Source organism: Allosphingosinicella sp. (assembly GCF_046295735.1).
In the GTDB taxonomy this organism is placed as follows: domain Bacteria; phylum Pseudomonadota; class Alphaproteobacteria; order Sphingomonadales; family Sphingomonadaceae; genus Allosphingosinicella.
The window spans coordinates 81,105-101,525 of the sequence record NZ_JBKBMQ010000002.1 but is presented as its reverse complement, the minus strand read 5'-3'; the positions used below and the strand labels follow the sequence as shown (position 1 = coordinate 101,525).

Sequence of the window (20,421 nt, the reverse complement as noted above, 5' to 3'; positions counted from 1 at the left end):
GCGATTATCGGATCGGCCTAGTCTGGCCATTCCTCATCTGGATAGAAGCCGCTGTCATCGACTGGCTGCTCGGTAGCATGCCGCACCGGCGGCAGCGCCGGCTCTTCCCCATCGAACGCAACTCGAATGGCGGCCCCATAGCTGGTCTTGTGCTGGAAGATGGCGCGCACGTCGCGGCCGCTGCCGATGATCGAGCCAATCCAGCCACAGCGCTCTGCGCTCAGGTAGCCGATCTGGATACCTCGGCAGCTGAACACAGCGACCGCACGAGGGTCTGCCGGGTTCTTCGGTTCGGGAATGAGGACGACGGGTTCGCCGGGACGGCAGAGCTCTATTTCGAAGCGCCGCCCCGGCCCCTTCCGATTCGGATAGTCAGCGCCGACGACTGCCAGGCTGAGAGACGAAAGAGCCACGGCTCACACGCAGTTGCGGACCCGTTCGTCACCGGTGTTGATGGGGATCGAAGAGCGCAGCTCGGCCGTCGTCCCTCCCCCCGGCTTGGCCCGGAAGTCCCAACGGGTGACGGGCACGCCATAACCGTTGAACCTCAGCACCCACCAATGATCGCCCTCCCCGCGCAGCTGCACGTTGCCGATCATCGTATCGGCCGAGCAGGTGGCGAAGGCCTGAGGGCTCTTCGGGCTGTCAACCGTCATCCTGAGCCGTCCACGCTCCAGGCCGGCTGCGGAAGTGGTGCAGCCCGCCATCAGTACTGCGCCCGCGGCGATTGCCACGACGCCGCGCTTGTTCATCGTCATTGAAAGCCCCCTTACAGATCGCGCGAAAAGCGGATCACCCGCCCGCCTATAATCAAGTCTTCCGCATCGACAATCTGGTTTTCGACGTCGCGATTGTCCGAAATCACCATCACCTTGCCGTCGCCGATCGCCCGAAGTCGCTTTATCGCTGCAGCACCATAGAGAGAGATCGCCCAGATGCGATCTTGCTGGTTGAGCATCCGCTGCGTGGTGTCGATCCACACAAGGTCGCTGCTGATCAGCGTCGGGAACATGCTCTCGCCGACGCCGCGAGCGATGCGCAGCCGTGTCGGCGTGGTGCGCGTGAAGCCGCGTATATAGCTTAGGTCGAAGCGAAGCGGCGTTTCCTCGATATAATCGTCGAGGTTCGTTCCCGGCCCCATGGAGAAGGTAAGGTCGAGAGAGGTGATCTCCACCACCTCGTCATCGGCCGAGGCGGGGCGAACGGGAGGGATATCCGGCTCTACGCGCTGGATCGCCCCGACGCCTGCTTCCTTGGCCGCCAGCCACTCGCTGGCCTTTCGGTACTCTGACGCCTTAAGCTGCCGCTCGCCGGCGCGCACCTTCGATATCTTGTTGGGTTCGAGGTTCAGCACTTCCGCCAGCTCCCTCTGCTTCAGGCGGAGAGCGTCCAATCGGGCGAACACCTCTGCTGCTTCTGGCGATAAGCGCTGCGCGACGTCCATGAAGCCATAGGGCACAGTGCTGCGATTATCGCAAACGCGATTATCGGAACTTTCTGCTTGCGCTGATGATCCGATTATCGCATCTTCCGCAACATGCAGAGACTGACCGACGATGCGATGATCGCGCTGGGGGGTACCACAGCTGTGGCTCGGCTGATCCATGCCCCTGTCTCCACCGTGCACAGCTGGAAGAGGAACGGCATTCCCGCCTCCCGACTGGCGCACCTCAAATTGGCCGCCCGAGACGCCGGTATAGAGATCGACTGGGCAGCGGCCGTTGAACCGGTTGATGCCGCACCAGGAGTAGTCGCGTCAGCTGGAAAGGAGGCCGAAGTTTCCAGCGCCGCCGCCCCTTCGATTGGTGAAGCGGCATGAGCGCCCTCTCCCCCCTCCAGCGTGCCCATAAGCGGGCGGCGCGATTGCTGATCGAGAAGGTCGGCGGGTTCGAGGCGGCGGAGGGGTTCTGCCGGCTGCGCAAGTCACGGCTGCAGCAGGTCTGCGACACGCTGAACGCGGCCAATGCCGACGCCTTCATGCCCGCCGACGTGATCGACGAGCTGGAGGCGGTGGCCGGCGAGCCGGTCTATACCAGCTTCCTCGCCAACCGGCAGAGCTACCTGCTGATGCCGCGGCCCGGCGCCGACGGCGTGTCGGCCGCGTGCCTGACCGTCCACCTTGCCACGATCGCCAGCGAGAGCGCCGACACGGTGCGCACGCTGGCGGCGCTCGTCACCCAGGCCGAGGCGATGTCGCCGCCGCAGCTCGCCGCCGCGACCGCGCAGGCGCGCGAACTGTGCGAGGCGGCCGGCCTGCTCATCCAGAGGCTCGAAGCGGAGGGCGGCCTGCCACCCCGCATCGGGCCCTCCGACGACGCCCAGGACGGGCTCCGCTGATGCCGGAAGGGGGGAACATGCTGCTGGACATTCGGGGAAGCTTCACGGTGGTGCCGCCGGCGCCGCTCGGCCCGCAGACGGGCGCGTTCGCGGCCACCGAGGAGCAGCTGATCGATTGGGCGATCGAGGCGGAAGAAGGCGCGCGCTGCGTCTATGCCCGGGTGCCGAGCCTGCGCTTCCACGCCGGCCTGCGCGACCGCGCGGCGGCGCTGGCGGCGGCCGGGGCGCTGACGCTGAACAACGTGCGGCATGCGCCGGGTAGCGACCTGTTTGACTTCATCGCACGGCGCAGCTGCCTGTCGCTGGCGCGGCCGGAGCCGAAGCCGGCGCCGGCGCGCACGGCCGGCCCCGTCGATCCGCTGACGCCGGAGGCGCGGCGGGTGCTCGATCATCTCGCCCGCCTGGCCGACGTCGGCGCGCCCTGTTCCAGCAACCGGATGATCGCGCGGGCGGCGATGCTGAAGGACGCCGACGCCGCCGCCTACCAGCTGCGCCGGCTCGGTGCGCTCGGCTTCATCGTCCGCACGGCGGTGCCGGTGGAGCCGGGCCGGGTGATCACCATCGTCGAGACGGGAGCCAAGACGGGCCTGCTGCGCGGCCTCGGAGCGCGGGGATGAGCGGCGGGACCAGCTGGGTGGACGCGTTCGTGGCGCGGCGGGATGCGGCGCGGGCCTTTCTCGCGGGCATCGGCATGGCGCCGCAGCGCGCCGACCGGGACTCTCCCGTCGCCGCCTGGCGGGTGCCGCTGTGGGCCGGGACCTTCTCCGACCACGAGCTGATCGACTTCGCCGCCGAGCGCGGCTTTCGGATGGAGGGGCGCGCGCGATGATCGTCACCGCCCATGCCCGGCAGCGCTGGTGCGAGCGGATCGATCCGCGCGCGACGCTGGAGGAGGCCGCGGCCGCGATGCAGCTTTCGTCTCGCGCCGTCGAGATCGCCGCCGCCTTCGGATGCCGGGTGGTGCGCACCGGGGCGGCCAAGCTGGTGCTGGAAGGCGAGACCGTCGTCACCGTGATCCCCCGCAACTGGATCTGCCGCGAGCCGGTGGCGGCTCGGACGGCAGAGGAGCGCGCTTGATGCGCCGCGCGCCCTCCCCTTCGGCCTGCGCCGCCGGCGAGGGGGCTTCGTCCTATCTGGACTTCGTGCGATCGAAGGTGATCGCGCTGCCGCCGCTCGGCCTGCCGGTCGCGGCCGATGCGATCCACCCCGTCCTGAAGCCGCACCAGGCAGCGATCGTCCGCTGGGCGGTGGAGGGAGGCCGCAGGGCGATCTTCGCCGCGTTCGGCCTGGGCAAGAGCCTGATGCAGCTGGAGATCATGCGCCAGATCGGGCTGCAGCTCGGCGGCAGGCAGCTGATCGTGGTGCCGCTCACCGTCCTCGTCGAGTTCAAGCGCGACGCGCGGCTGCTCGGCATGGAGCCGGTGTTCATCAAGTCGACGGGCCACCTCGCGCACCCGCTCTCGGATCTGCCGCCCGGAGAGGGACAGCTGTATCTCACCAACTACGAGTCCGTGCGCGAAGGGAAGCTCGACCTGTCGCTGTTCAACGCGGCGTCGCTGGACGAGGCGAGCTGCCTGCGCGGCTTCGGCGGGACCAAGACTTTCCGCGAGTTCATGAAGGCCTTCGACGGCATGGCCTACAAGTTCGTGGCGACGGCGACGCCGAGCCCGAACGAATATGTCGAGCTGCTCGCTTATTGCGCCTTCCTGGAGGTGATGGACGTCGGCCAGGCGAAGACCCGCTTCTTCCGCCGCAACAGCGAGAAGGCGGACGAGCTGACCATCCACCCGCACAAGGAGCGGGAATTCTGGTTGTGGATCAACAGCTGGGCGGCCTTCGTCCAGAAGCCGTCCGACCTCGGCTTTTCCGACGAGGGCTACGAGCTGCCGGAGATCGACGTGCGCTGGCACGAGGTGCCGAGCGACCATCGCCGCGCCGGCGAGGAAGCGGACGGCCAGCGCCGGCTGCTGAAGGAAGAGGCGATCGGCGTCGTCGCCGCATCGGCCGAGAAGAAGGAAAGCCTGGGCGCCCGCATCGCCAAGCTGATGGAGCTGCGGGCGGAGGACCCGGCGGCGCACCGCATCATCTGGCACGACCTGGAACGGGAGCGGGAGGCGATCGAGGCGGCGGTGCCGAACGTCGTCTCCGTCTATGGCGCGCAGCCGCTCGACGAGCGGGAGCGGGCGATCATCCGGTTCAGCGACGGCGAGGTGCAGGAGCTGGCGGCGAAGCCGGTGCTGGCCGGCAGCGGATGCAATTTCCAGCGGCACTGCCACTGGGCGATCTTCCTCGGCATCGGCTTCAAGTTCAACGACTTCATCCAGGCAATCCACCGCATCCAGCGATTCCTGCAGACGCACCAGGTGCGCATCGACCTCATTTATTCCGAGGCCGAGCGATCGGTGCGCAAGCGGCTCGAGGAGAAGTGGAAACGCCACAAGGAGACGGCCGAGCGGATGAGCGAAATCATCCGCAGCTTCGGCCTGGGCCTGACCGGCGCGCGCGACGTGCTGGTGCGGTCGATCGAGGACGGAGAGGGGTGCACCGAGGAGGCCGGCGACGGGTGGGTCGCGGTGCGCAGCGACACGGTGATCGAGACGGCGGCGATGGCGGCGGACAGCGTCGGCCTGATCGTCACGTCGATCCCCTTTTCCACCCAGTACGAGTACAGCCCGAGCTACAACGATTTCGGGCACAGCGATGACAACGCCCATTTCTTCCGGCAGATGGACTGGCTGACGCCGGAGCTGCTGCGGGTGCTGAAGCCCGGGCGGATCGCGGCGATCCACGTCAAGGACCGGGTGCGGCCCGGCGGGCTGGAGGGCGTCGGGTTCCAGACGGTGGACCCGTTCCACGCCGACTGCATCCAGCATTACCGCCGGCACGGCTTCTTCTACATGGGGATGATCACGGTCGAGACCGACGTCGTCCGGGAGAACAACCAGACCTATCGGCTCGGCTATAGCGAGCAGCGCAAGGACGGCAGCCGGATGAGCGTCGGCATGCCGGAATATGTCCTGCTGTTCCGCAAGGCGCCGAGCGACCCGGCGAGCGGCTATGCCGACGAGAGGGTGGTGAAGGAGGCGCGCTGGTACGATCACGGGACCGGCGCGTGGGAGAACCCCGAGGGCTACAGCCTGGCGCGGTGGCAGGTCGACGCGCACGCCAAGTGGCGATCGTCGGGCGACCGGATGCTGACGCGCGAGGATCTGATCGGGCAGGACGCGCGGACGATCTACCGGCTGTTCCGCGGCTTCAGCCATTGCAGCGTCTACGACTATGAGCATCACATCGCGCTGGTCGAGGCGCTGACCGAGGCGCGGCAGCTGCCGACCGGCTTCGCGCTGCTGCCGCCCGCCGCATGGCATTCCGACGTGTGGAGCGACGTGGCGCGGATGCGGACGCTGAACGGCGTCCAGGCCGCGCGGGGCAAGGAAATGCACCTCTGCCCGCTGCAGTTCGACATCGTCGACCGGCTGATCCGCCGCTTTTCCAACGAAGGCGACCTGGTGTTCGACCCGTTCGGCGGGCTGATGACGGTGCCGCTGCGCGCCGTGATGATGAAGCGGCGCGGGCGGGGGCACGAGCTGAACCCCGATTATTTCGCCGACGGCGTGGCGCATCTGCGCGAGCAGGACCGCGCGCGGGCGACCCCCAGCCTGTTCGACCTGATCGAAGCCTCGGCCGAGGCCGACGATGCGATGATGGAGGCAGCGGAGTGAACCGAGCAGAGCACCTTCTCACCTGCCTTTCCGAGGAATGCGCGGAAGTCAGCCAGCGCGCGGCGAAGGCGCTGCGCTTCGGGCTGAGCGAGGTGCAGGCCGGCCAGGGGCTGACGAACGCGCAGCGGATCACCGACGAGCTGAAGGACCTGTGGGCGGTGGCGATCCTCTGCGCGCAGGCGGGGCTGATCCCCTACCCGCAGCCGAGCATCGCCGAGATCGATCGCAAGCGGGAGAAGATCGAACGCTTCATGGCGATCAGCCGCGCCGAGGGGGTGCTGAGCGATGGCTAGACGCCCGCAGGTCCATCTGTGCGTCACCGGGTGCGGGCGGCGGACGCGTGGGCGGTGGCAGTTTCTGTGCGGGGCCTGCTGGGCGCTGCTGCCGGCGGGCCGGCGGCGGGAGATCAGGGAGGCCGACGGGCCGCACAACCGATCGCGCGCGGCGATGGCCGGCGCGGCCTGGCTGAAGACGAACAACCCCGCGGCCGTGGCCGCGCGGATCACCGGAGAGAGAGAATGAGCCGCCGATCGTCGCCTTCCTTTACGACGCCGGAGAGCGCGTGCGCGCTCGACCGCGAGGCGATCCGGGCCGAGCGCGACATCGAGGTCGCGGCCTGGCTGGACGGCTACGCCTACATGATGGAGGCGCCGCCGCGGCCGCGCGAGAAGTGGGAGGCGCCCGTCAACCGGGTCGACCATCCGCCCGAAGTGAAAGGCCCGCTGATCGTCGCCCTGCGCGGGCTGGCGAGTTCTATCAGAGCCGGTCTCGTCGACGACGGGACCGGGGCCTGCGGGGCAGGCGCCGGAGGCGAGGATGGGACTGGGCTGCTCGACGACGAAGTCGCCGCGGGTGGCGAGCTCGGGAGGGCGGCATGACGGATCGGCCGATCATCTTCTCCGCGCCGATGGTGCGCGCGCTGCTCGCCGGGCGGAAGACGCAGACGCGGCGGCTCGCCACGTCGCCGCTGCGGCGTTGCGAGCCCGGCGACCGGCTGTGGGTGCGGGAGAGCTGGTACTGCGACCATGTGGATTGCCAACGCGGCCCCTATTTGAAGCCCCCCGGCTATGATCACGACGATCTGCTCGAACACGGCTTCATGCTGTTCGCCGCCGACGACAACCGATGGTGGGAGGGGCCGCTTCCGCCGTTCAGACCTTCCCTGCACATGCCCCGCTGGGCGTCGCGGCTGACGCTGATCGTGGAGGCTGTGAAGACCGAGCCGCTACAGGCGATCAGCGAGGCGGATGCGATCGCTGAAGGTTGCCCTGGCAAGCTCGCCCCCCATCCCGAGTTCCCCAACGAATGGGACCCGTCACCGACGGAGGAATATTGCGACCTGTGGAACAGTCTCCACGGTGCCGACAGCTGGGCCGACAATCCCGAGGTCGTCGCCATCACCTTCCGCGTCGAGCGGGCGAACATCGATCGACTCGTCGACGGAGGCGCGCGCTGAGCCATGGGCGGGGAGCGGGGATCGAAGAGCCGCGGCGAGGGTAAGGCCGCGGGGGATGGCGCGCCGCCAAAGCGTGCCAATCCGCTGTTGGAGGCGGCGCTGGCCTTCGCCGCGCGGGGGTGGCCGGTCTTCCCCTGCAACATGAAGAACAAGCAGCCGCTGCTGGCGGCCGAGAAGGACCCGAAGAGCGGCGCGAAGATCAAGGGCACGGGCGGCGTTTCCAAGGCGAGCACCGATCCCGAGCAGATCCGCGCCTGGTGGAAGAAGTGGCCGCTGGCGATGGTCGGCCTCGCCACGGGCCACGAGCGCCTGTTCGTCGTCGACTTCGACCCCCGCCACGACCAGGAGACGGGCGAGGAATATACGCTGGAGCGGCTGAAGGCCGAGGTGGAGGCGCAGATCGGATGCGCGCTGCCGGCGACGCTGGCGTCGCGGACGCCGAGCGGCGGGGTGCACCTTTATTTCCTGATGCCGGCCGAGGGCGATCCGATCCGGAATCGCGGCAACCTTCCTAACCATGTCGATGTGCGCGGCCTGGGCGGCTATGTGATCGCGCCGCCGAGCGTGATGGAGGACGGCCGCACCTATCGCTGGCTACGCGGGGCGGCCGACGCGGAGATCGCCGACGCGCCGGCGGAGCTGATCGACGTGCTGCGCGCGCCGAAGCGGAAGCCGGAGGCCGGCCCCCAAAATGACGCCGCCGGCGACAAGCCGGCGACCGCTTCCCCTCCCCCCGCGCGGACGCGATCGGCGAGCCCCTATCCTTCCGACGATCCGGCCGAGGCCGCCGTGCGGCGCTATGCGCTGGGCGCGCTCGATGCCGAGTGCCGGCTGCTGGCGGCGACGCCGCTCGGCAACCGCGACAACCAGTCGAACGCCTCCGGCTTCGTCATCGGCCAGCTGGTCGGCGCCGGCGCGCTGGAAGAGGGCATGGCGCGATCGGCGCTGCACGCGGCCGTCCAGGGCTTCGGCGACCCCGCCGCGCGCGCGCGCGCCGTCGACAACGGCATCGAAGCGGGAAAGGCCTCTCCGCGCGACCTGACCCACATCCGCGACGAAGCGCGCGCGCGCGCCGCGCGTGGGCCTCGGCCGCCCCGGCCCCCCGCACCCCCGCATGGCGGCGGCGACCCATCGTCATCCTTCCGGAGCGGAAGGGTGGACGATCCTGGTGGCGGCGAGGGGGAGCGGGAGCCGGCGCAGCTCAGCGAAGCGGAGCGGGTGCGGTTCGCGCGGATCGCCGAGACGTGGCTGGAGCGGCGCCTGGAGCGCGCGGCCGGGCTGCCGAAGGCCGATCAGCCGAAGGAGCTGAAGGCGATCGCATGGGGCGCGGGACGGCGGATCGCCGCCGGGCTGCTCGATGCGGGCGACGTGGTGGAAGCGATCTGGGCCGAGGCGGAGCTGCTGCCCGACCTGCAGCTGGGCGACATCGATCGGGCGATCGAGGAGGGGCGCGCGCGCGGCTTCGACCCCGGACCGTTGCGGCTCGATTTCCGCTGCGCCGGCTATCCGATGACGGATTTCGGGATCGGCGAGCGATTCCGCGACCGCTACGGCGCCGATTTCCGCTTCACCGTCGCCAAGGGCTGGCTGGGCTGGGACGGTCGACGCTGGAAGGTGTTCGACCAGGAGAAGGAGGCGCCGCCGGCCGAGCTGATCGCCGCCGTGTTCGACACGGTGCGCGCGATCCAGCGCGAGGCCCGGCTGATCCGCGGGACGCGCGCCAAGCTGAAGCTGATCCGCAAGGACAAGCAGGAATATCTCGACCTCGAGGATCCCGACCAGCACGCGCTCGACCATTATGTGCCGAAGGGGAAAAGCTTCGTGCTCTTCTCGTCGATGCTGGCGGCGTGGGGGCGGCAGTCGGAGACGTCGGGCAAGCCGGCGGCGATCGCGGCGCTGGCGCGGCGCTGGCTGACGGTGCCGATCGAGGAGTTCGACCGCGAGCTGCTGGCCGTCAACGTGATGAACGGCACGCTGCGCTTCGCGGTGGAGGAGTTGCCCGACGGGCGCAAGAAGGCGCGGATCGACCTCGACCGACACCGGCGCGAGGACCTGATCACGAAGCTGGCGCCGGTGCCCTACGACCGCGAGGCGGACTGCCCGCTCTATGACGGCATGTTCGCGTGGGCGCAGCCGGACCCGACGATGCGGCGCTATCTCCACCAGGTCGGCGGCTATGCCTCCACCGGCGACACCGGCGAGCACAAGCTGTGGTTCAACTATGGCCGAGGCCGCAACGGCAAGTCGACGACGATCGACAGCTGGTGCTCGGCGCTGGGCGATTATTCGGGCACGATCGGCATCGAGAGCTTCCTCGACCAGGGGATCAAGAAGCGCGGAGACGCGGCGAGCCCGGACCTCGCGAAGCTCGGCGGCGTGCGGATGCTGCGCGCGTCCGAGCCGGAGCGGGAGGCGAAGCTCAATTCGGCGCTGATCAAGGCGGCGACGGGCGGCGAGCCGATGTCGGTGCGGGCGCTGCACCGCGGCTTCTTCGACCTCGAGCCGCGCTTCAAGCTGCTGATGAGCGGCAATTCGAAGCCGTCCATCCCCGACACCGACGACGGCATCTGGGGGCGGATGAAGCTGATCCCCTGGCTGCGCAACATCGACCTGCCGGAGCCGGGCGTGGAGAACTGGCCGAAGCGGGACACGAAGCTGCTCGAGAAGATCAAGGCGCGCGAGCTGCCCGGCGTGTTCCGGCGGCTCGTCGACGGGCTGGTGGACTGGCTGGAGAATGGCCTGACCGAGCCGCAGGCGGTGAAGGAGGCGACCGAGGCCTATCGCGACCAGAGCGACCCGCTGGCCCGCTTCCTGCGGCTCTGCACCGTCGCCGATGCCGAGGCGCGGGTCCAGTCGTCGCTGCTGCACGAAGTGTTCTGTGCGTGGGCGAAGGCGGCGGGCGAGCGCGAATGGTCGAACAAGGGCTTCTCCAACGCGATGGCGGAGAAGGGCTGGCAGAAGAAGCAGAGCGACGGGATGAAGTGGCTGGGGCTGCGGCTCGTCCGATCCGCTTCCGACTTCGTCGACGAGAACGGGAAGGTGCGCGAGGGTCTGGACCTCGAGCCGCCGCCGCCGGTGGCGGCCGCCGCGGCCGACCCGCCGCGCGCGCAGCCGCCGCCGCTCGCCGGCGACAGCTTCGTTCCCGGCTTCGACGATCCGTACGACGACCCGTGACCCTTCCATCCGGAAGGGAGGCGGAAGGGTTTGCGGAAGGGAGAAAGCGCGGATTTGTGCGGCTTTGGAAGGGTCGGAAGGGTTTTCGCGATGTTCAAGCGTGGGTGCGGGTGCGCGGGCGCGCGCGATGCGAAATTCACATATATGCTTCCGACCCTTCCGTCCCTTCCATTCTTGTGAACAAAGGACGTTCTTCCAATGACTTATAGAGACAGCAATGCCGGAAGGGTTGATCTGGAGGGTTCCGGGGACGGAAGCTTCATGACCTTCGCCATGGTCGAGGAGCGGATGGTGGAGGCGATGGTGCTGTGGCGGCGCTCGCCTGATCGGGAGCGGGGCTGGCACCGGATGCGCGCCTTCTGGCCCGACATCGTGCGGCACAACTGGTTCGGCGACTATGCCGACACCGAAGCCGAGCCGAGGCCGCTGCCGCTCACCCGCGCCGAAGTGGCGGAGCGGGACGAAGCGAGCGAGTGGATGCGGTTCGTGCCGGAGCGGGACCGGAGGCTCGTCGTGATGGCGCTGATGTGCCTGGCGCGCGGCGAGGCGCGGGTGCCGTGGCGCCGGCTGCTGCAGCCGCTCGGCCTCCGGATGGGCGCGGACGGGCTGCGGATGCGCTATGCGCGGGCGATCGAGAAGGTGGCCAATGCGCTGAACGGCGGAAATCCGGGCGGGATCGTGTCAAATCGAAAATCGACCTGCGGTGACGATTTTGTGTGTTCGGCTCCGGGGGTGAAGGGGGCTATTCCTCGCTAGCCTCGGGCAGTGTTTTGCTCGTCGTCAGTCTCCCTGGACACCTTCGCGCCCGCTGAGCCCCTCCGGCCCGGCGGGCGCAGCTCTTCCGGGGCTCCGAAATCGACGCGAGCACGTCCGATTTCGGTTGACAGCGGCGAGGTGAATGCCCGGCGGGTCCTTCCGGAGGGCTGCCGCCTTATGCGGTGGGGCGGAGCGCTTGGCTTCAGTGCACAAGGGCGTTCAAGGATTTTGAACATTGTGAACAGAGCCGTTCACGGGGCTGTTCACGACGGGACCGGCGCAGGGCGAGGCCCCCGCCGATGAGCGCGGGGTGGCCCGCGCGCCGGGGCGTGGCCCGTCGGGCCGGTCGCTCCGCCCGCCGCCGGCTTCGGCCGCGCGGCGGGCAACGGATCGGGAGAAAGGCGGAAGGGATCATGACGGCGCAGCTGGTGACGCAGGCTGAATATGCCCGTCATCGCGGCGTCGGCAGGTCCGCCGTTTCCAACTGGAAGAAAGACGGCCTGCTCGTCTTCGCCGAGGGGCCGGACGGCCGGGCGATGGTCGACCTCGCCAGGTCCGACATGCGGGTGAATGCGCGGATCGATCCGATGCGCGGCCGCCCGCCGGCGTCGGCGATGCTGCCGCTGCCGGATGTCGCTCCCTCTCCGGTCGCCGCCTCGTCCCCCGCCGCGGCGGAGGGCCAGTCGCTCCAGGCGCTTCGCATGGCGGAGAGCCACGAACGCACGATCGGGCACAGGCTGAAGAACGCCCGCGACGCGGGCGAGCTCGCGCCGATCGAGGAGCTGGCGAGCCGGGCGAGCGAGATGGCGCGGGCGACGCGCGAGCGGGTCCACGCCTGGTATCGCAGTGTCGCGGAGCGGATCACGGCCGAGCGCGACCTGCGCCGGGTGCTGGCGATCGGCGAGGAGGGAATCGACCGGCTGTTCGAGGAGCTGGCGGACGCCGCCGAGATGGGCGCGTTCGCCCCGGACGAGGAAGAGCTCGACGTCGCGGCGGCCGAGGAGATCGAGGCCGAAGTCGAAGCGGAAGCGTCCTGATGGGGTTCGACTATCACCGCTTCGGCGGCACGGCCGCCGCCCAGTTGCGCCGGAATGCCGGAAGGCTGGATCGATCGATCGCCGAGGGGCTGCGGCCGCCGCCGCGCATGGACGTGTCCGAATGGGCGCAGCGCTATCGCCGCTTCCCCGACGACGACGCTTTCCCGGGGCCGTGGCGGCACGAGACGGCGCCCGAACTGGTCGAGATCATGGACGCGCTGTCGCCGCACGACCCGTGCGAGGAGGCGAGCATCATCAAATGCGCGCAGTCGGGCGGGTCGGCGTCGGCGGAGAACTGGATCGGCTACATTTCGGACCTGCGCCCCGGGCCGGTGCTGTTTGTGCAGGCGACGCTGAAGGCGGCCTGGGACTGGGCGGCCGAGAAGTTCTGGCCGATGGTGGAGGCCACGCCCCGGCTTAACCCGGAGCGCGGCGGGACGATCAAGGCGCTGGGGCTGCCGGACGGCGACGGATCGACGAAGCACAAGATCAGGTTCGCGCGGTCGAGCGGCTATGTCCTGCTGGCCGGGGCGAATTCCGCGGCGGGCCTGCGCCAGCGCACCGTGCGCTACGCGATCGAAGACGATCTCGACCAGTTTCCGGACGACCTGGACGGGCAGGGATCGCCCGAAGCGATGGTCGACCAGCGGCTGAAGGTGTGGCGCCGGCAAGGCCTGTCCAAGCGGCTGAAGATTTCGACGCCGACGATCAGGGGCGCGAGCAAGATCGAGCTGGCCTTCGCGGCGAGCGACAAGCGGCATTTTCACCTGAAGTGCCCGCACTGCGGATCCCGGTTCAAGCCGGAATGGCAGGACATCATCTGGCCGGACGGTCGGTCGGAGGAGGCGCATCTGGTGCCGCCATGCTGCGGCGCGGTCGTCGAGCATTGGCAGAAGGCGGCGATGAAGCTGCCGGACGGCTGGCTTTCGGAAGAGATCGACGGGGCGAAACCGCCCCGCCACATGAACGAGGAGGATTTTCAGGGCTGGCGGGCGCGCATGCCGGCGAGCCGCAAGCGGGGCTTTCACCTGACGGGGATCATCTCCTCGTTCCAGACCTGGGCGGACATGGCGACGGGGTTCCTGGCCGCGCAGGGAGACCTCAACAAGCTGAAGACCTGGACGAACCTGGTGCTCGGATGGGTGTTCGAGCTGAAGGGCGGCGTTCCGGACTATGAGAAGCTGCGGGAGCTGAAGGAACAGGATTGGGGCCGGCGGCAGATGCCGTTCGGTCCGGTGGCGACGACGCTGGGCGTCGACGTGCAGGGCGACGGTCTCTACCTCGAGCTGGTGGGCTGGGGTCCGAACGCCGAGAACTGGTCGATGGACGCCCGCTTCCTGCCCGGGGCGACGGACGTGAAGGGCGAAGGCGCGTGGCGCGACCTCGACGCCTATGCGCGGACGAAGATCGTCTATCCCGGCGGGCGCGAGTTCGCGATCGACCAGATCTGCGTCGACGCGGGCTATCACACCGAGGCGGCGGAAGCCTTCTGCAGGGCGCACCCGAACCGGCTTCCGGTGTTCGGCCGTGCCGGGTGGACGCTGCCGATCCTCGGGCGCGGCGAGAATCTGCGTTACGACAAGCAGGGCAGCCGGGCCGGCAAGGCGTCGAAGCGGGCCGAGGACAAGGCGTTCATCGTCGGCACCTATGGCGTGAAGCTGAGCTGGTATGGCTGGCTTCGCGAGACGATCAAGGCCTCGGCCGAGGCCATCGCGGCAGGCGACGGGGGCACGCGGCCGCGCGGCTTCTGCCATTTCAACCGCGACGCGCCGGACGAATATTTCGAGCAGGTCACCGCCGAGACCGTCCTCACCAGGATGGTGAACGGGACGCCGCGCCGGGAATGGCAGGTGATGGCGGGCCGGCAGAACCACTGGCTCGACTGCCGGGTGTACAACATCGCGGCGGCCGAAAAGCTTCTGCTCGACACGCTGGGCGAGGCCGACTGGGCCAACCTCAGAGCCGAGCGCTACGCACCGAAAGACGGGACGCAGGGCGACCTGCTGGCCGGGCCGATCGCGGCTCCGGCACCCGCAAAAACGAAACAGGCGCCGACCCCGGCTCCGTCCGCAGATCGCGGGGCGGAGGAGTGGATCGACGACCGCAACGATTGGATCGACTGATGCCCGCACCGGACTATGCCGCCGAGATCGCCGCGCTGGAGCAGGCGCTGGCGAGCGGCGAGCTCACCGTCGAATCGGACGGGGAGCGCGTCACCTATCGGTCGCGGCGGGAGATCATGGACACGCTCGCCTATTTCCGCGAGCGCGCGCAGGACGCGATGGGCGTGCGCAGGCGTGGCGGCAGCAGCGTCGCGGTGTTCGAGCGCGACTGATGGGGCTGGGCGACTGGATCGACCAGGGGCTGGCGCCGTTCGCGCCGGTCTGGGCGGCGCGGCGCATGGCGGCACGCGAAGGCATCCGCCAGTTCGACGCGGCGACCAACGGCCGTCGCACCAAAGGCTGGCGGCGGCCGCACACCGATGCGGACGCCGAGAATGCCGGCGCGCTGGCGCGGCTGCGCGCGTCGGGGCACGACCTCGTGCGGAACAACAAATATGCCGAGGCCGGGGTCCGGCATCTCGTGGCCGACATGATCGGCGACGGCATCGCCCCGCAATTCATCCATGCCGACAAGGCAGTGGCGCAGAAGGCGCAGGACGAATGGGACCGATGGGCCGAGGGGCCGGTCGACGGTCGCAACGATTTCTATGGTGTCCAGAAGATCGGGGCGTGGGGCGTGGTCGTCGGCGGCGAGGCCCTGCAGGTCTGGAAGCCGGACGCCAGCGGCCCCGACGGCAGGATCGAGGGGCTGGAAGGGGACCATCTCGACCAGTCGAAGATCGAGGATCGCCGGGACGGCAGCCGCATCGTTCAGGGGGTGGAGTTCGACCGCTATAACGATCGCCGCGCCTACTGGATGTTCGATCGCCACCCCGGCGGAATGTCGCTGTTGTCGAGCTATCGCTCGGCGCCGGTGCCTGCGCAGCATGTCGACCATGTCTACGAGCAGACCCGGTTCGGCCAGACCCGCGGCGTTTCGTGGCTGGCGGCGGTGGCGCTGGACATGAAAGACATCGGCGACATCGAGGATGCCGTCCGGATGCAGCAGAAGGTGCAGGCCTGCCTGGGTCTGATCCTGGTGCCCGGTGAAGGAGCCGAGGCTTCACCGCTGGGCGCCACGGGCGAGGCGAAGGTGGATGTCCGTACCGGCAAGCAGCAGGAAACGGTGACGCCGGGCATGATCTACCGCGCCAGGCACGGAGACACGGTGTCGACGCTCAATCCGGCGCAGACCGGTGGCGCTGTCGAGTTCATCCGGCAGCAGCTGGGCGCGATCTCGGCGCGGCTTGCGCCCTATCACCGGATGACGGGCGACGTCAGCCAGGCCAATTATTCGTCGCTCCGCGCGGCGATGCTGGGAAGCTGGGCGCTGCTCGACGACTGGCAGCAGAACGTGTTCATCCCGCACCAGGTGCGCCCTGCGGTGATGCGGCGGATGCGGCGGCTCGCGATGGAGACGGGCGACCGCCGCTATCTGGAGCTACGCTGGAACTATGCGCTGCCAGTGCGACGGTTCGTCGACCCGATCAAGGACCTGATGGCGGAGATCATCGAGATCCGCGCGGGCATCAAGACGCTGTTCCGATCGCTCGCCGAGCGGGGGATCAACGGCGACCAGCATCTGGCCGAGCTGGAAGCGATCAACAAGCAGCTCGACCAGCTCGGGCTCGCGCTCGACACCGACCCGAGAAAGCTGACGGACAGCGGCGTGCTGCAGAAGGCGGTGGGCTATCTCGCGCCGAAGCAGGCGACGGCCGAGGACTGAGGAGACAGACATGAAGGCGATCAGGACGGCGGCGGCCTTCGGGCCGCTCGCCTCGACGATGCTCGTCCGCAACGCGGCGGCCGCTGAGGCGGCGGAAACCGAGCGCCGTCAACCCATGGTGGGATTTCAAGGCACCCGTTTCGCAGGCTTCAATGCGTCGAGCTACGACGCCGAAGCACGAACGGTGGAGGCCGTGCTTTCAGCAGGCACCGCCGTTCGGCGACGTTTCTTCACCGAGGAGTTGGTGATTGACGCCCAAGCGATCGACCTCTCCCGCGTCGCCAGTGGCTTGGTGCCGCTGCTCGACGCCCACAACCAGTGGGAGGCCGGTGCCGTGCTCGGCGGCGTTTCGAACGTCCGGATCGAGAACGGCAAACTCGTTGGAGTTCTCCACTTCGGCGAGACCGAAAGGGCCCGCGAGGTCGAGGGGATGGTGTCGCGCGGCGAGCTGCGCGGCGTCTCGATCGGCTACAAGGTCACCACTTGGGAAATCGTCCGGTCAGACGATGAGAAACACGAGACGTGGCGCGCGGCGGCCTGGGAGCTGCTGGAGGTCAGTCTGGTACCAGTACCCGCAGACGCGAACGCCGGGGTTCGCTCAGCAGGCGGGCAATCCGCACCCGGCGCAACCGAAGAGGAAGATGAAATGCTGATCCGTCAGAATGCGGGCGGCGCGGCTGCGCCTGCCCCCGCCGCCGCCGCGCCCGCGGCTCCCGCTGCTCCCGCCGCCGGCGCCGACAGCCGCGCGGAGGCCGGCGGGCAGCCGGCTCCCGCGGCTCCGGGCCCCAGCGCGCCGACCGTCACCCGCTTCGCCGGTGGCGACGCCGTCGCGTTCGTCGATCAGGCCCGCAGCCTCGGTGGCGACGCGCTGGTCACCCGCGCCAACGAGCTGATCCAGCAGAACGACCGCGGCGAGATCGGTGTCGAAGCCGCCCGCTCGGCGCTGCTGCAGGCCGCGGCCGAGGCGCAGCGGGCCGCCACCGCGCCGGCGCAGGGCGGCGCGCGGACCGACGCCGGGCCGTCGAACGAGGAAGCGTCGCGCGGCGCGATCGTCACCGCCCTGGTGGCGCGCACGCTCGGCCGCAGCCTCACCGACCAGGAGCAGGGGTCGCGCGACTTCATGCACCTCAGCCTGCTCGACCTGGCGCGCGCCCGCGCCAACGTCTCGGCCACCGAGCGCGATCCCGACGTGATCCTGCGCGCGGCGCACGCCACGTCGGACTTCCCGCTGATCATGGAGCAGGCCGGCCAGCGCATCCTGCTGGAGCGCTATCAGGCCGCCGCGCCGACGTTCACCGCAATCGCCCGTCGCCGGAACCTTCGGGACTTCCGCCCGACGAGCCTGTTGCGGGTCGGTGATTTCCCGACCCTGAAGCCGTACCTCGAGGACGGCGAGATCAAGGTCGGCACGATCGGCGAGGGCAAGGAAACCGTGCAGCTCGGCTCGTTCGGTCGCCGCCTGATCCTCACCCGTCAGGCGATCGTCAACGACGATATCGGCGCCTTCGACGAGGTGTTCGGTTCGATCGGCGTTATGATCGCCCAGTTCGAGAACGCCTATTTCTACTCGGTGAAGAACCAGAATGGCGGCCTCGGTCCGAAGCTTGCCGACGGCAAGACGGTGTTCCATGCCGATCACGGCAACCTAGCAGCCGCGGGCGGGTCGATGTCGGTCCCGCTGATCAGCGCCGGCCGCGCCGCGATCCGCAAGCAGAAGAACCTGGAAGGTCAGGTGATGAACCTGGCGCCCCGGATCCTGCTCGTGGGCCCGGACACCGAGACGCTGGCCGAGCAGCTGACCTCGCCGCTCGTCCCGCAGCAGGTCGGCAACGTCAACCCGTTCTCGGGCAAGCTCGACGTGGTGGCCGAGGGTTCGATCGGCGACTTCAGCTACGAACTCTACGCCGATCCGGCGGTCGCTCCGGTGTGGGTGTTCGGCTCGCTCGAAAGCGCGCCGGGGCCGCGCCTGATGTCGAAGGAATCGTTCAGCGTGGACGGTATGCAGTACCGCGTCACCTACGACTTCTACGTCGACGCGATCGACTATCGCGGCGCCTATCGCAACCCGGGCGCGGCTCCGGCCTGACCCACTCGCCATCCGCCTGAGCCCGCCGCTGCGGGCTGAGGCGGTCCGCCGCGCCTCCATCCCCCCCCGGAGGCGCGGCGGCAGTTTCCCCCACGATTGCAGCAGCGTCCCGCGCAGGAGCCGGGCAGGAGAACGACCATGAAGAATTTCGTGCAGGAGGGCGTGTCCCTCGACTGGACCGCGCCCGCAGGGGGCGTGACCGCCGGCAAGGCCGTGAAGATCGGCGCCGCCATCGTGATGCCCGCGACCGACGCCGCCGAGGGCGAGCGTTTCGCCGGCTGGGTCGAAGGCGTCTACGAGGTCGACAAGGCGACCGGCGCGGCCTGGGCCGAGGGCGACGCCCTCTACCTCCTCGCCGACGGATCGGCCTTCACCAAGACGGCGTCCGGCAACACCAAGGCCGGCTATGCCGTCGTTCCCGAGGGCTATACCGCCCCGGCGAGCGGCGCCGCCAAAGGCCTGATCCGCCTCGTCCCCACCATCTGACGCGCCTGCCGGCCCCGCCCCCATGTCCGCCGCCGCGCGTGCCGCTCGCCTCCTGGAGGCGGTGCTTCGCGTGCACGGCGAGAATGCGGACTGGGAAGGGGTCGGCATCGTCCGGGTGATCGCGCGCGAGCGGGACGTGAATGCCGGCTTCGATTACGGCGCCAGCATCGCCACGGCCCGCTTCGTCCGCGTCAGACGGGCCGAGGTGGCGTCGCCGGAGGAAGGGCAGATCGTCCAGCTGCTGGACGAAGCCGGCGCTCCCGATCCGGAGCGGCGCTTCGCGGTGGTCGGCGAGCCGATGCTCGACCGGAAGCGGGTGTGGACCTGCACGGTCGAACCCGCGCCTCTGCCGCCGCCGCCGCCGCCGCCGGAGGAGTGAGGTGCGCCCTCGCGCGCGGATGAGCGGGGTCGCGCAGGTGCTCCGCGGCGGCCTCAGCGACATCGCGCAGGCGATGTCGCTCGGCATGGACGACGCGACGCAGGGCCTGAAGGAGGAATATCGCGCCCAGGTGCGGGCCGCCGGCCTCGGCAACCGCCTGGCCGGCACCTGGCAGGGCCGGACCTATCCTCAGGCACGCTTCAGCCTGGAGCCCGCCGCCTTCGTCTGGTCGAAGGCGCCGAAGATCATCAGCCTGTTCGCCACCGGCGCGATCATCCGGCCCGTGAACGGATCGAACTTCCTCTGGATACCGACCGACGCGGTTCCGAAGTCGAACAAGAACCGGCGCGGCAACAATGCGCGGATGACGCCTGAGGAAGTGGAGCGCCACTTCAACGCCGACCTCTACGTCCGCAAGGGCAACAACGGCAATTTCCTCGCCTTCCTGAACCTCTTTCAGCCCCGAAGCGGCAAGGGCTTCCTCCCGGCGGACCGTCGCCGGGGCAGGCAAGGCAGTGCCGCCAAGCCGGTGCTGATGTTCGTGCTCACCCGCTCGGTCCAGGGCCGGAAGCTGCTGGACCTGGAAGGCCCCGCCCGCCGCTGGGGCGCGCAGGTGCCGGCGCTGGTGCGGCGGCGCTGGCCGCAACGATAGGAGCCTGCCGGTGCCGGAGCCGACCGAACAGCCGACGAAGCAGATGCAGGTCGTGCTGGCGCTGAAGGCGCTGGTGGAGACGGCTCTCCCGACCGCGCATGTGCGCGGCTTCGATCGCGACACGTCGAAGCCGCGGAAGAACGACGCGGGCGGCACCGTGATCGGTCATCCCGGCGAGCCCGGTGAACCGGAGGTCGATCTCTCGCCGCTCACCTTCCACTACAGCCACCGCATGTATCTGGAGCTGATCGACCCGAAGGGCGAAGGCGGGCCCGCGCTCGACGCGATGATCAAGCGCCTCGGCGAGGCGATCGCCGGCGACCGTACGCTCGGCGGGCTGGTCGACTGGCTGCAGGGAGAATCTCCCGACCGGAACGACCGCACCGTCGAGGGGCTCGCCACCGGCAACTGGGCAGTGGTTCCCGTCGTCGCCAACTACTCGACCGAAGATCCACTGGCGTAACCCGTCGAAGTACTACTTCGACGGGGCCCGAAGAAGGCCTGATCG

Annotated in this window: 24 protein-coding genes; 21 read left to right on the top strand and 3 right to left on the bottom strand. The window is 69.3% G+C overall.

Annotated elements, in window-relative coordinates:
* Positions 1 to 17 precede the first annotated feature (17 nt).
* Genes ACK4K7_RS03170 through ACK4K7_RS03160 form a run of 3 tightly spaced genes read right to left on the bottom strand, consistent with a single transcriptional unit; the run spans position 18 to position 1,606 of the window.
* Entirely contained in the window at positions 18 to 413 is a 396-nt protein-coding gene (locus tag ACK4K7_RS03170; protein WP_431863748.1) for an HIRAN domain-containing protein, read from the bottom strand.
* A gap of 3 nt (positions 414 to 416) precedes the next feature.
* A complete protein-coding gene (locus ACK4K7_RS03165) occupies positions 417 to 758 on the bottom strand; it encodes a hypothetical protein (RefSeq protein ID WP_431863747.1) in 342 nt (113 codons plus the stop codon).
* Between the two features lie 11 nt (positions 759 to 769).
* On the bottom strand, positions 770 to 1,606 hold the full coding sequence (locus ACK4K7_RS03160; protein WP_431863746.1) for a S24 family peptidase: 837 nt from the start codon (positions 1,604 to 1,606) through the stop codon (positions 770 to 772).
* Here ACK4K7_RS03160 and ACK4K7_RS03155 point away from each other — a divergent pair.
* The 21 genes from ACK4K7_RS03155 to ACK4K7_RS03055 all read left to right on the top strand — a co-directional run bounded on the left by ACK4K7_RS03155 (position 1,538) and on the right by ACK4K7_RS03055 (position 20,376).
* The gene (locus ACK4K7_RS03155) at positions 1,538 to 1,819 is read left to right on the top strand and encodes a carph-isopro domain-containing protein (protein ID WP_431863745.1); all 282 of its coding nucleotides are present in this window, start codon (positions 1,538 to 1,540) and stop codon (positions 1,817 to 1,819) included. The two genes, ACK4K7_RS03160 and ACK4K7_RS03155, sit on opposite strands and share 69 nt — an antisense overlap.
* Entirely contained in the window at positions 1,816 to 2,337 is a 522-nt protein-coding gene (locus ACK4K7_RS03150; RefSeq protein WP_431863744.1) for a hypothetical protein, read from the top strand. Before ACK4K7_RS03155 ends, ACK4K7_RS03150 begins: the two co-directional genes overlap by 4 nt.
* A gap of 17 nt (positions 2,338 to 2,354) precedes the next feature.
* Positions 2,355 to 2,954 carry a hypothetical protein gene (locus ACK4K7_RS03145; protein WP_431863743.1) on the top strand — a complete coding sequence of 200 codons (600 nt, stop codon included), beginning with the start codon at positions 2,355 to 2,357 and terminating at the stop codon, positions 2,952 to 2,954.
* Positions 2,951 to 3,166 (top strand): hypothetical protein, encoded by a 216-nt coding sequence (locus ACK4K7_RS03140; RefSeq protein ID WP_431863742.1) that lies wholly within the window; start codon positions 2,951 to 2,953, stop codon positions 3,164 to 3,166. Before ACK4K7_RS03145 ends, ACK4K7_RS03140 begins: the two co-directional genes overlap by 4 nt.
* Complete coding sequence (locus ACK4K7_RS03135; protein WP_431863741.1) at positions 3,163 to 3,414, top strand: hypothetical protein; 252 nt, start codon at positions 3,163 to 3,165, stop codon at positions 3,412 to 3,414. The genes ACK4K7_RS03140 and ACK4K7_RS03135 overlap by 4 nt, the downstream gene beginning before the upstream one ends.
* Positions 3,414 to 6,059: a DNA methyltransferase gene (locus tag ACK4K7_RS03130; protein WP_431863740.1), complete on the top strand. Its 2,646-nt coding sequence runs from the start codon at positions 3,414 to 3,416 to the stop codon at positions 6,057 to 6,059. Before ACK4K7_RS03135 ends, ACK4K7_RS03130 begins: the two co-directional genes overlap by 1 nt.
* Positions 6,056 to 6,352, top strand: a complete 297-nt coding sequence (locus tag ACK4K7_RS03125) for a hypothetical protein (protein ID WP_431863739.1) — start codon at positions 6,056 to 6,058, stop codon at positions 6,350 to 6,352. Before ACK4K7_RS03130 ends, ACK4K7_RS03125 begins: the two co-directional genes overlap by 4 nt.
* Positions 6,345 to 6,581 carry a hypothetical protein gene (locus ACK4K7_RS03120; RefSeq protein ID WP_431863737.1) on the top strand — a complete coding sequence of 79 codons (237 nt, stop codon included), beginning with the start codon at positions 6,345 to 6,347 and terminating at the stop codon, positions 6,579 to 6,581. The genes ACK4K7_RS03125 and ACK4K7_RS03120 overlap by 8 nt, the downstream gene beginning before the upstream one ends.
* Positions 6,578 to 6,937 (top strand): hypothetical protein, encoded by a 360-nt coding sequence (locus ACK4K7_RS03115; RefSeq protein WP_431863736.1) that lies wholly within the window; start codon positions 6,578 to 6,580, stop codon positions 6,935 to 6,937. Before ACK4K7_RS03120 ends, ACK4K7_RS03115 begins: the two co-directional genes overlap by 4 nt.
* Entirely contained in the window at positions 6,934 to 7,515 is a 582-nt protein-coding gene (locus ACK4K7_RS03110; RefSeq protein WP_431863735.1) for a hypothetical protein, read from the top strand. Before ACK4K7_RS03115 ends, ACK4K7_RS03110 begins: the two co-directional genes overlap by 4 nt.
* 3 nt (positions 7,516 to 7,518) lie before the next feature.
* Positions 7,519 to 10,689, top strand: coding sequence for a phage/plasmid primase, P4 family (locus tag ACK4K7_RS03105; protein WP_431863734.1), 3,171 nt, complete (start codon positions 7,519 to 7,521; stop codon positions 10,687 to 10,689).
* Between the two features lie 261 nt (positions 10,690 to 10,950).
* Positions 10,951 to 11,445 carry a hypothetical protein gene (locus ACK4K7_RS03100; protein ID WP_431863733.1) on the top strand — a complete coding sequence of 165 codons (495 nt, stop codon included), beginning with the start codon at positions 10,951 to 10,953 and terminating at the stop codon, positions 11,443 to 11,445.
* Positions 11,446 to 11,858: 413 nt separating this feature from the next.
* Positions 11,859 to 12,482 carry a hypothetical protein gene (locus ACK4K7_RS03095; RefSeq protein WP_431863732.1) on the top strand — a complete coding sequence of 208 codons (624 nt, stop codon included), beginning with the start codon at positions 11,859 to 11,861 and terminating at the stop codon, positions 12,480 to 12,482.
* On the top strand, positions 12,482 to 14,605 hold the full coding sequence (locus ACK4K7_RS03090; protein WP_431863731.1) for a phage terminase large subunit family protein: 2,124 nt from the start codon (positions 12,482 to 12,484) through the stop codon (positions 14,603 to 14,605). Before ACK4K7_RS03095 ends, ACK4K7_RS03090 begins: the two co-directional genes overlap by 1 nt.
* Positions 14,605 to 14,817 (top strand): phage head-tail joining protein, encoded by a 213-nt coding sequence (locus tag ACK4K7_RS03085; protein WP_431863730.1) that lies wholly within the window; start codon positions 14,605 to 14,607, stop codon positions 14,815 to 14,817. The genes ACK4K7_RS03090 and ACK4K7_RS03085 overlap by 1 nt, the downstream gene beginning before the upstream one ends.
* On the top strand, positions 14,817 to 16,310 hold the full coding sequence (locus ACK4K7_RS03080) for a phage portal protein (protein WP_431863729.1): 1,494 nt from the start codon (positions 14,817 to 14,819) through the stop codon (positions 16,308 to 16,310). Before ACK4K7_RS03085 ends, ACK4K7_RS03080 begins: the two co-directional genes overlap by 1 nt.
* A gap of 10 nt (positions 16,311 to 16,320) precedes the next feature.
* Positions 16,321 to 18,396 carry a prohead protease/major capsid protein fusion protein gene (locus ACK4K7_RS03075; protein ID WP_431863728.1) on the top strand — a complete coding sequence of 692 codons (2,076 nt, stop codon included), beginning with the start codon at positions 16,321 to 16,323 and terminating at the stop codon, positions 18,394 to 18,396.
* A 138-nt stretch (positions 18,397 to 18,534) separates the two neighbouring features.
* Positions 18,535 to 18,882 (top strand): DUF2190 family protein, encoded by a 348-nt coding sequence (locus tag ACK4K7_RS03070; RefSeq protein ID WP_431863727.1) that lies wholly within the window; start codon positions 18,535 to 18,537, stop codon positions 18,880 to 18,882.
* Between the two features lie 22 nt (positions 18,883 to 18,904).
* Positions 18,905 to 19,261, top strand: coding sequence for a head-tail joining protein (locus tag ACK4K7_RS03065; RefSeq protein WP_431863726.1), 357 nt, complete (start codon positions 18,905 to 18,907; stop codon positions 19,259 to 19,261).
* Positions 19,262 to 19,280: 19 nt separating this feature from the next.
* The gene (locus tag ACK4K7_RS03060; RefSeq protein WP_431863725.1) at positions 19,281 to 19,913 is read left to right on the top strand and encodes a DUF6441 family protein; all 633 of its coding nucleotides are present in this window, start codon (positions 19,281 to 19,283) and stop codon (positions 19,911 to 19,913) included.
* 10 nt (positions 19,914 to 19,923) lie between these two features.
* Positions 19,924 to 20,376 (top strand): hypothetical protein, encoded by a 453-nt coding sequence (locus tag ACK4K7_RS03055; protein WP_431863724.1) that lies wholly within the window; start codon positions 19,924 to 19,926, stop codon positions 20,374 to 20,376.
* Positions 20,377 to 20,421 lie beyond the last annotated feature (45 nt).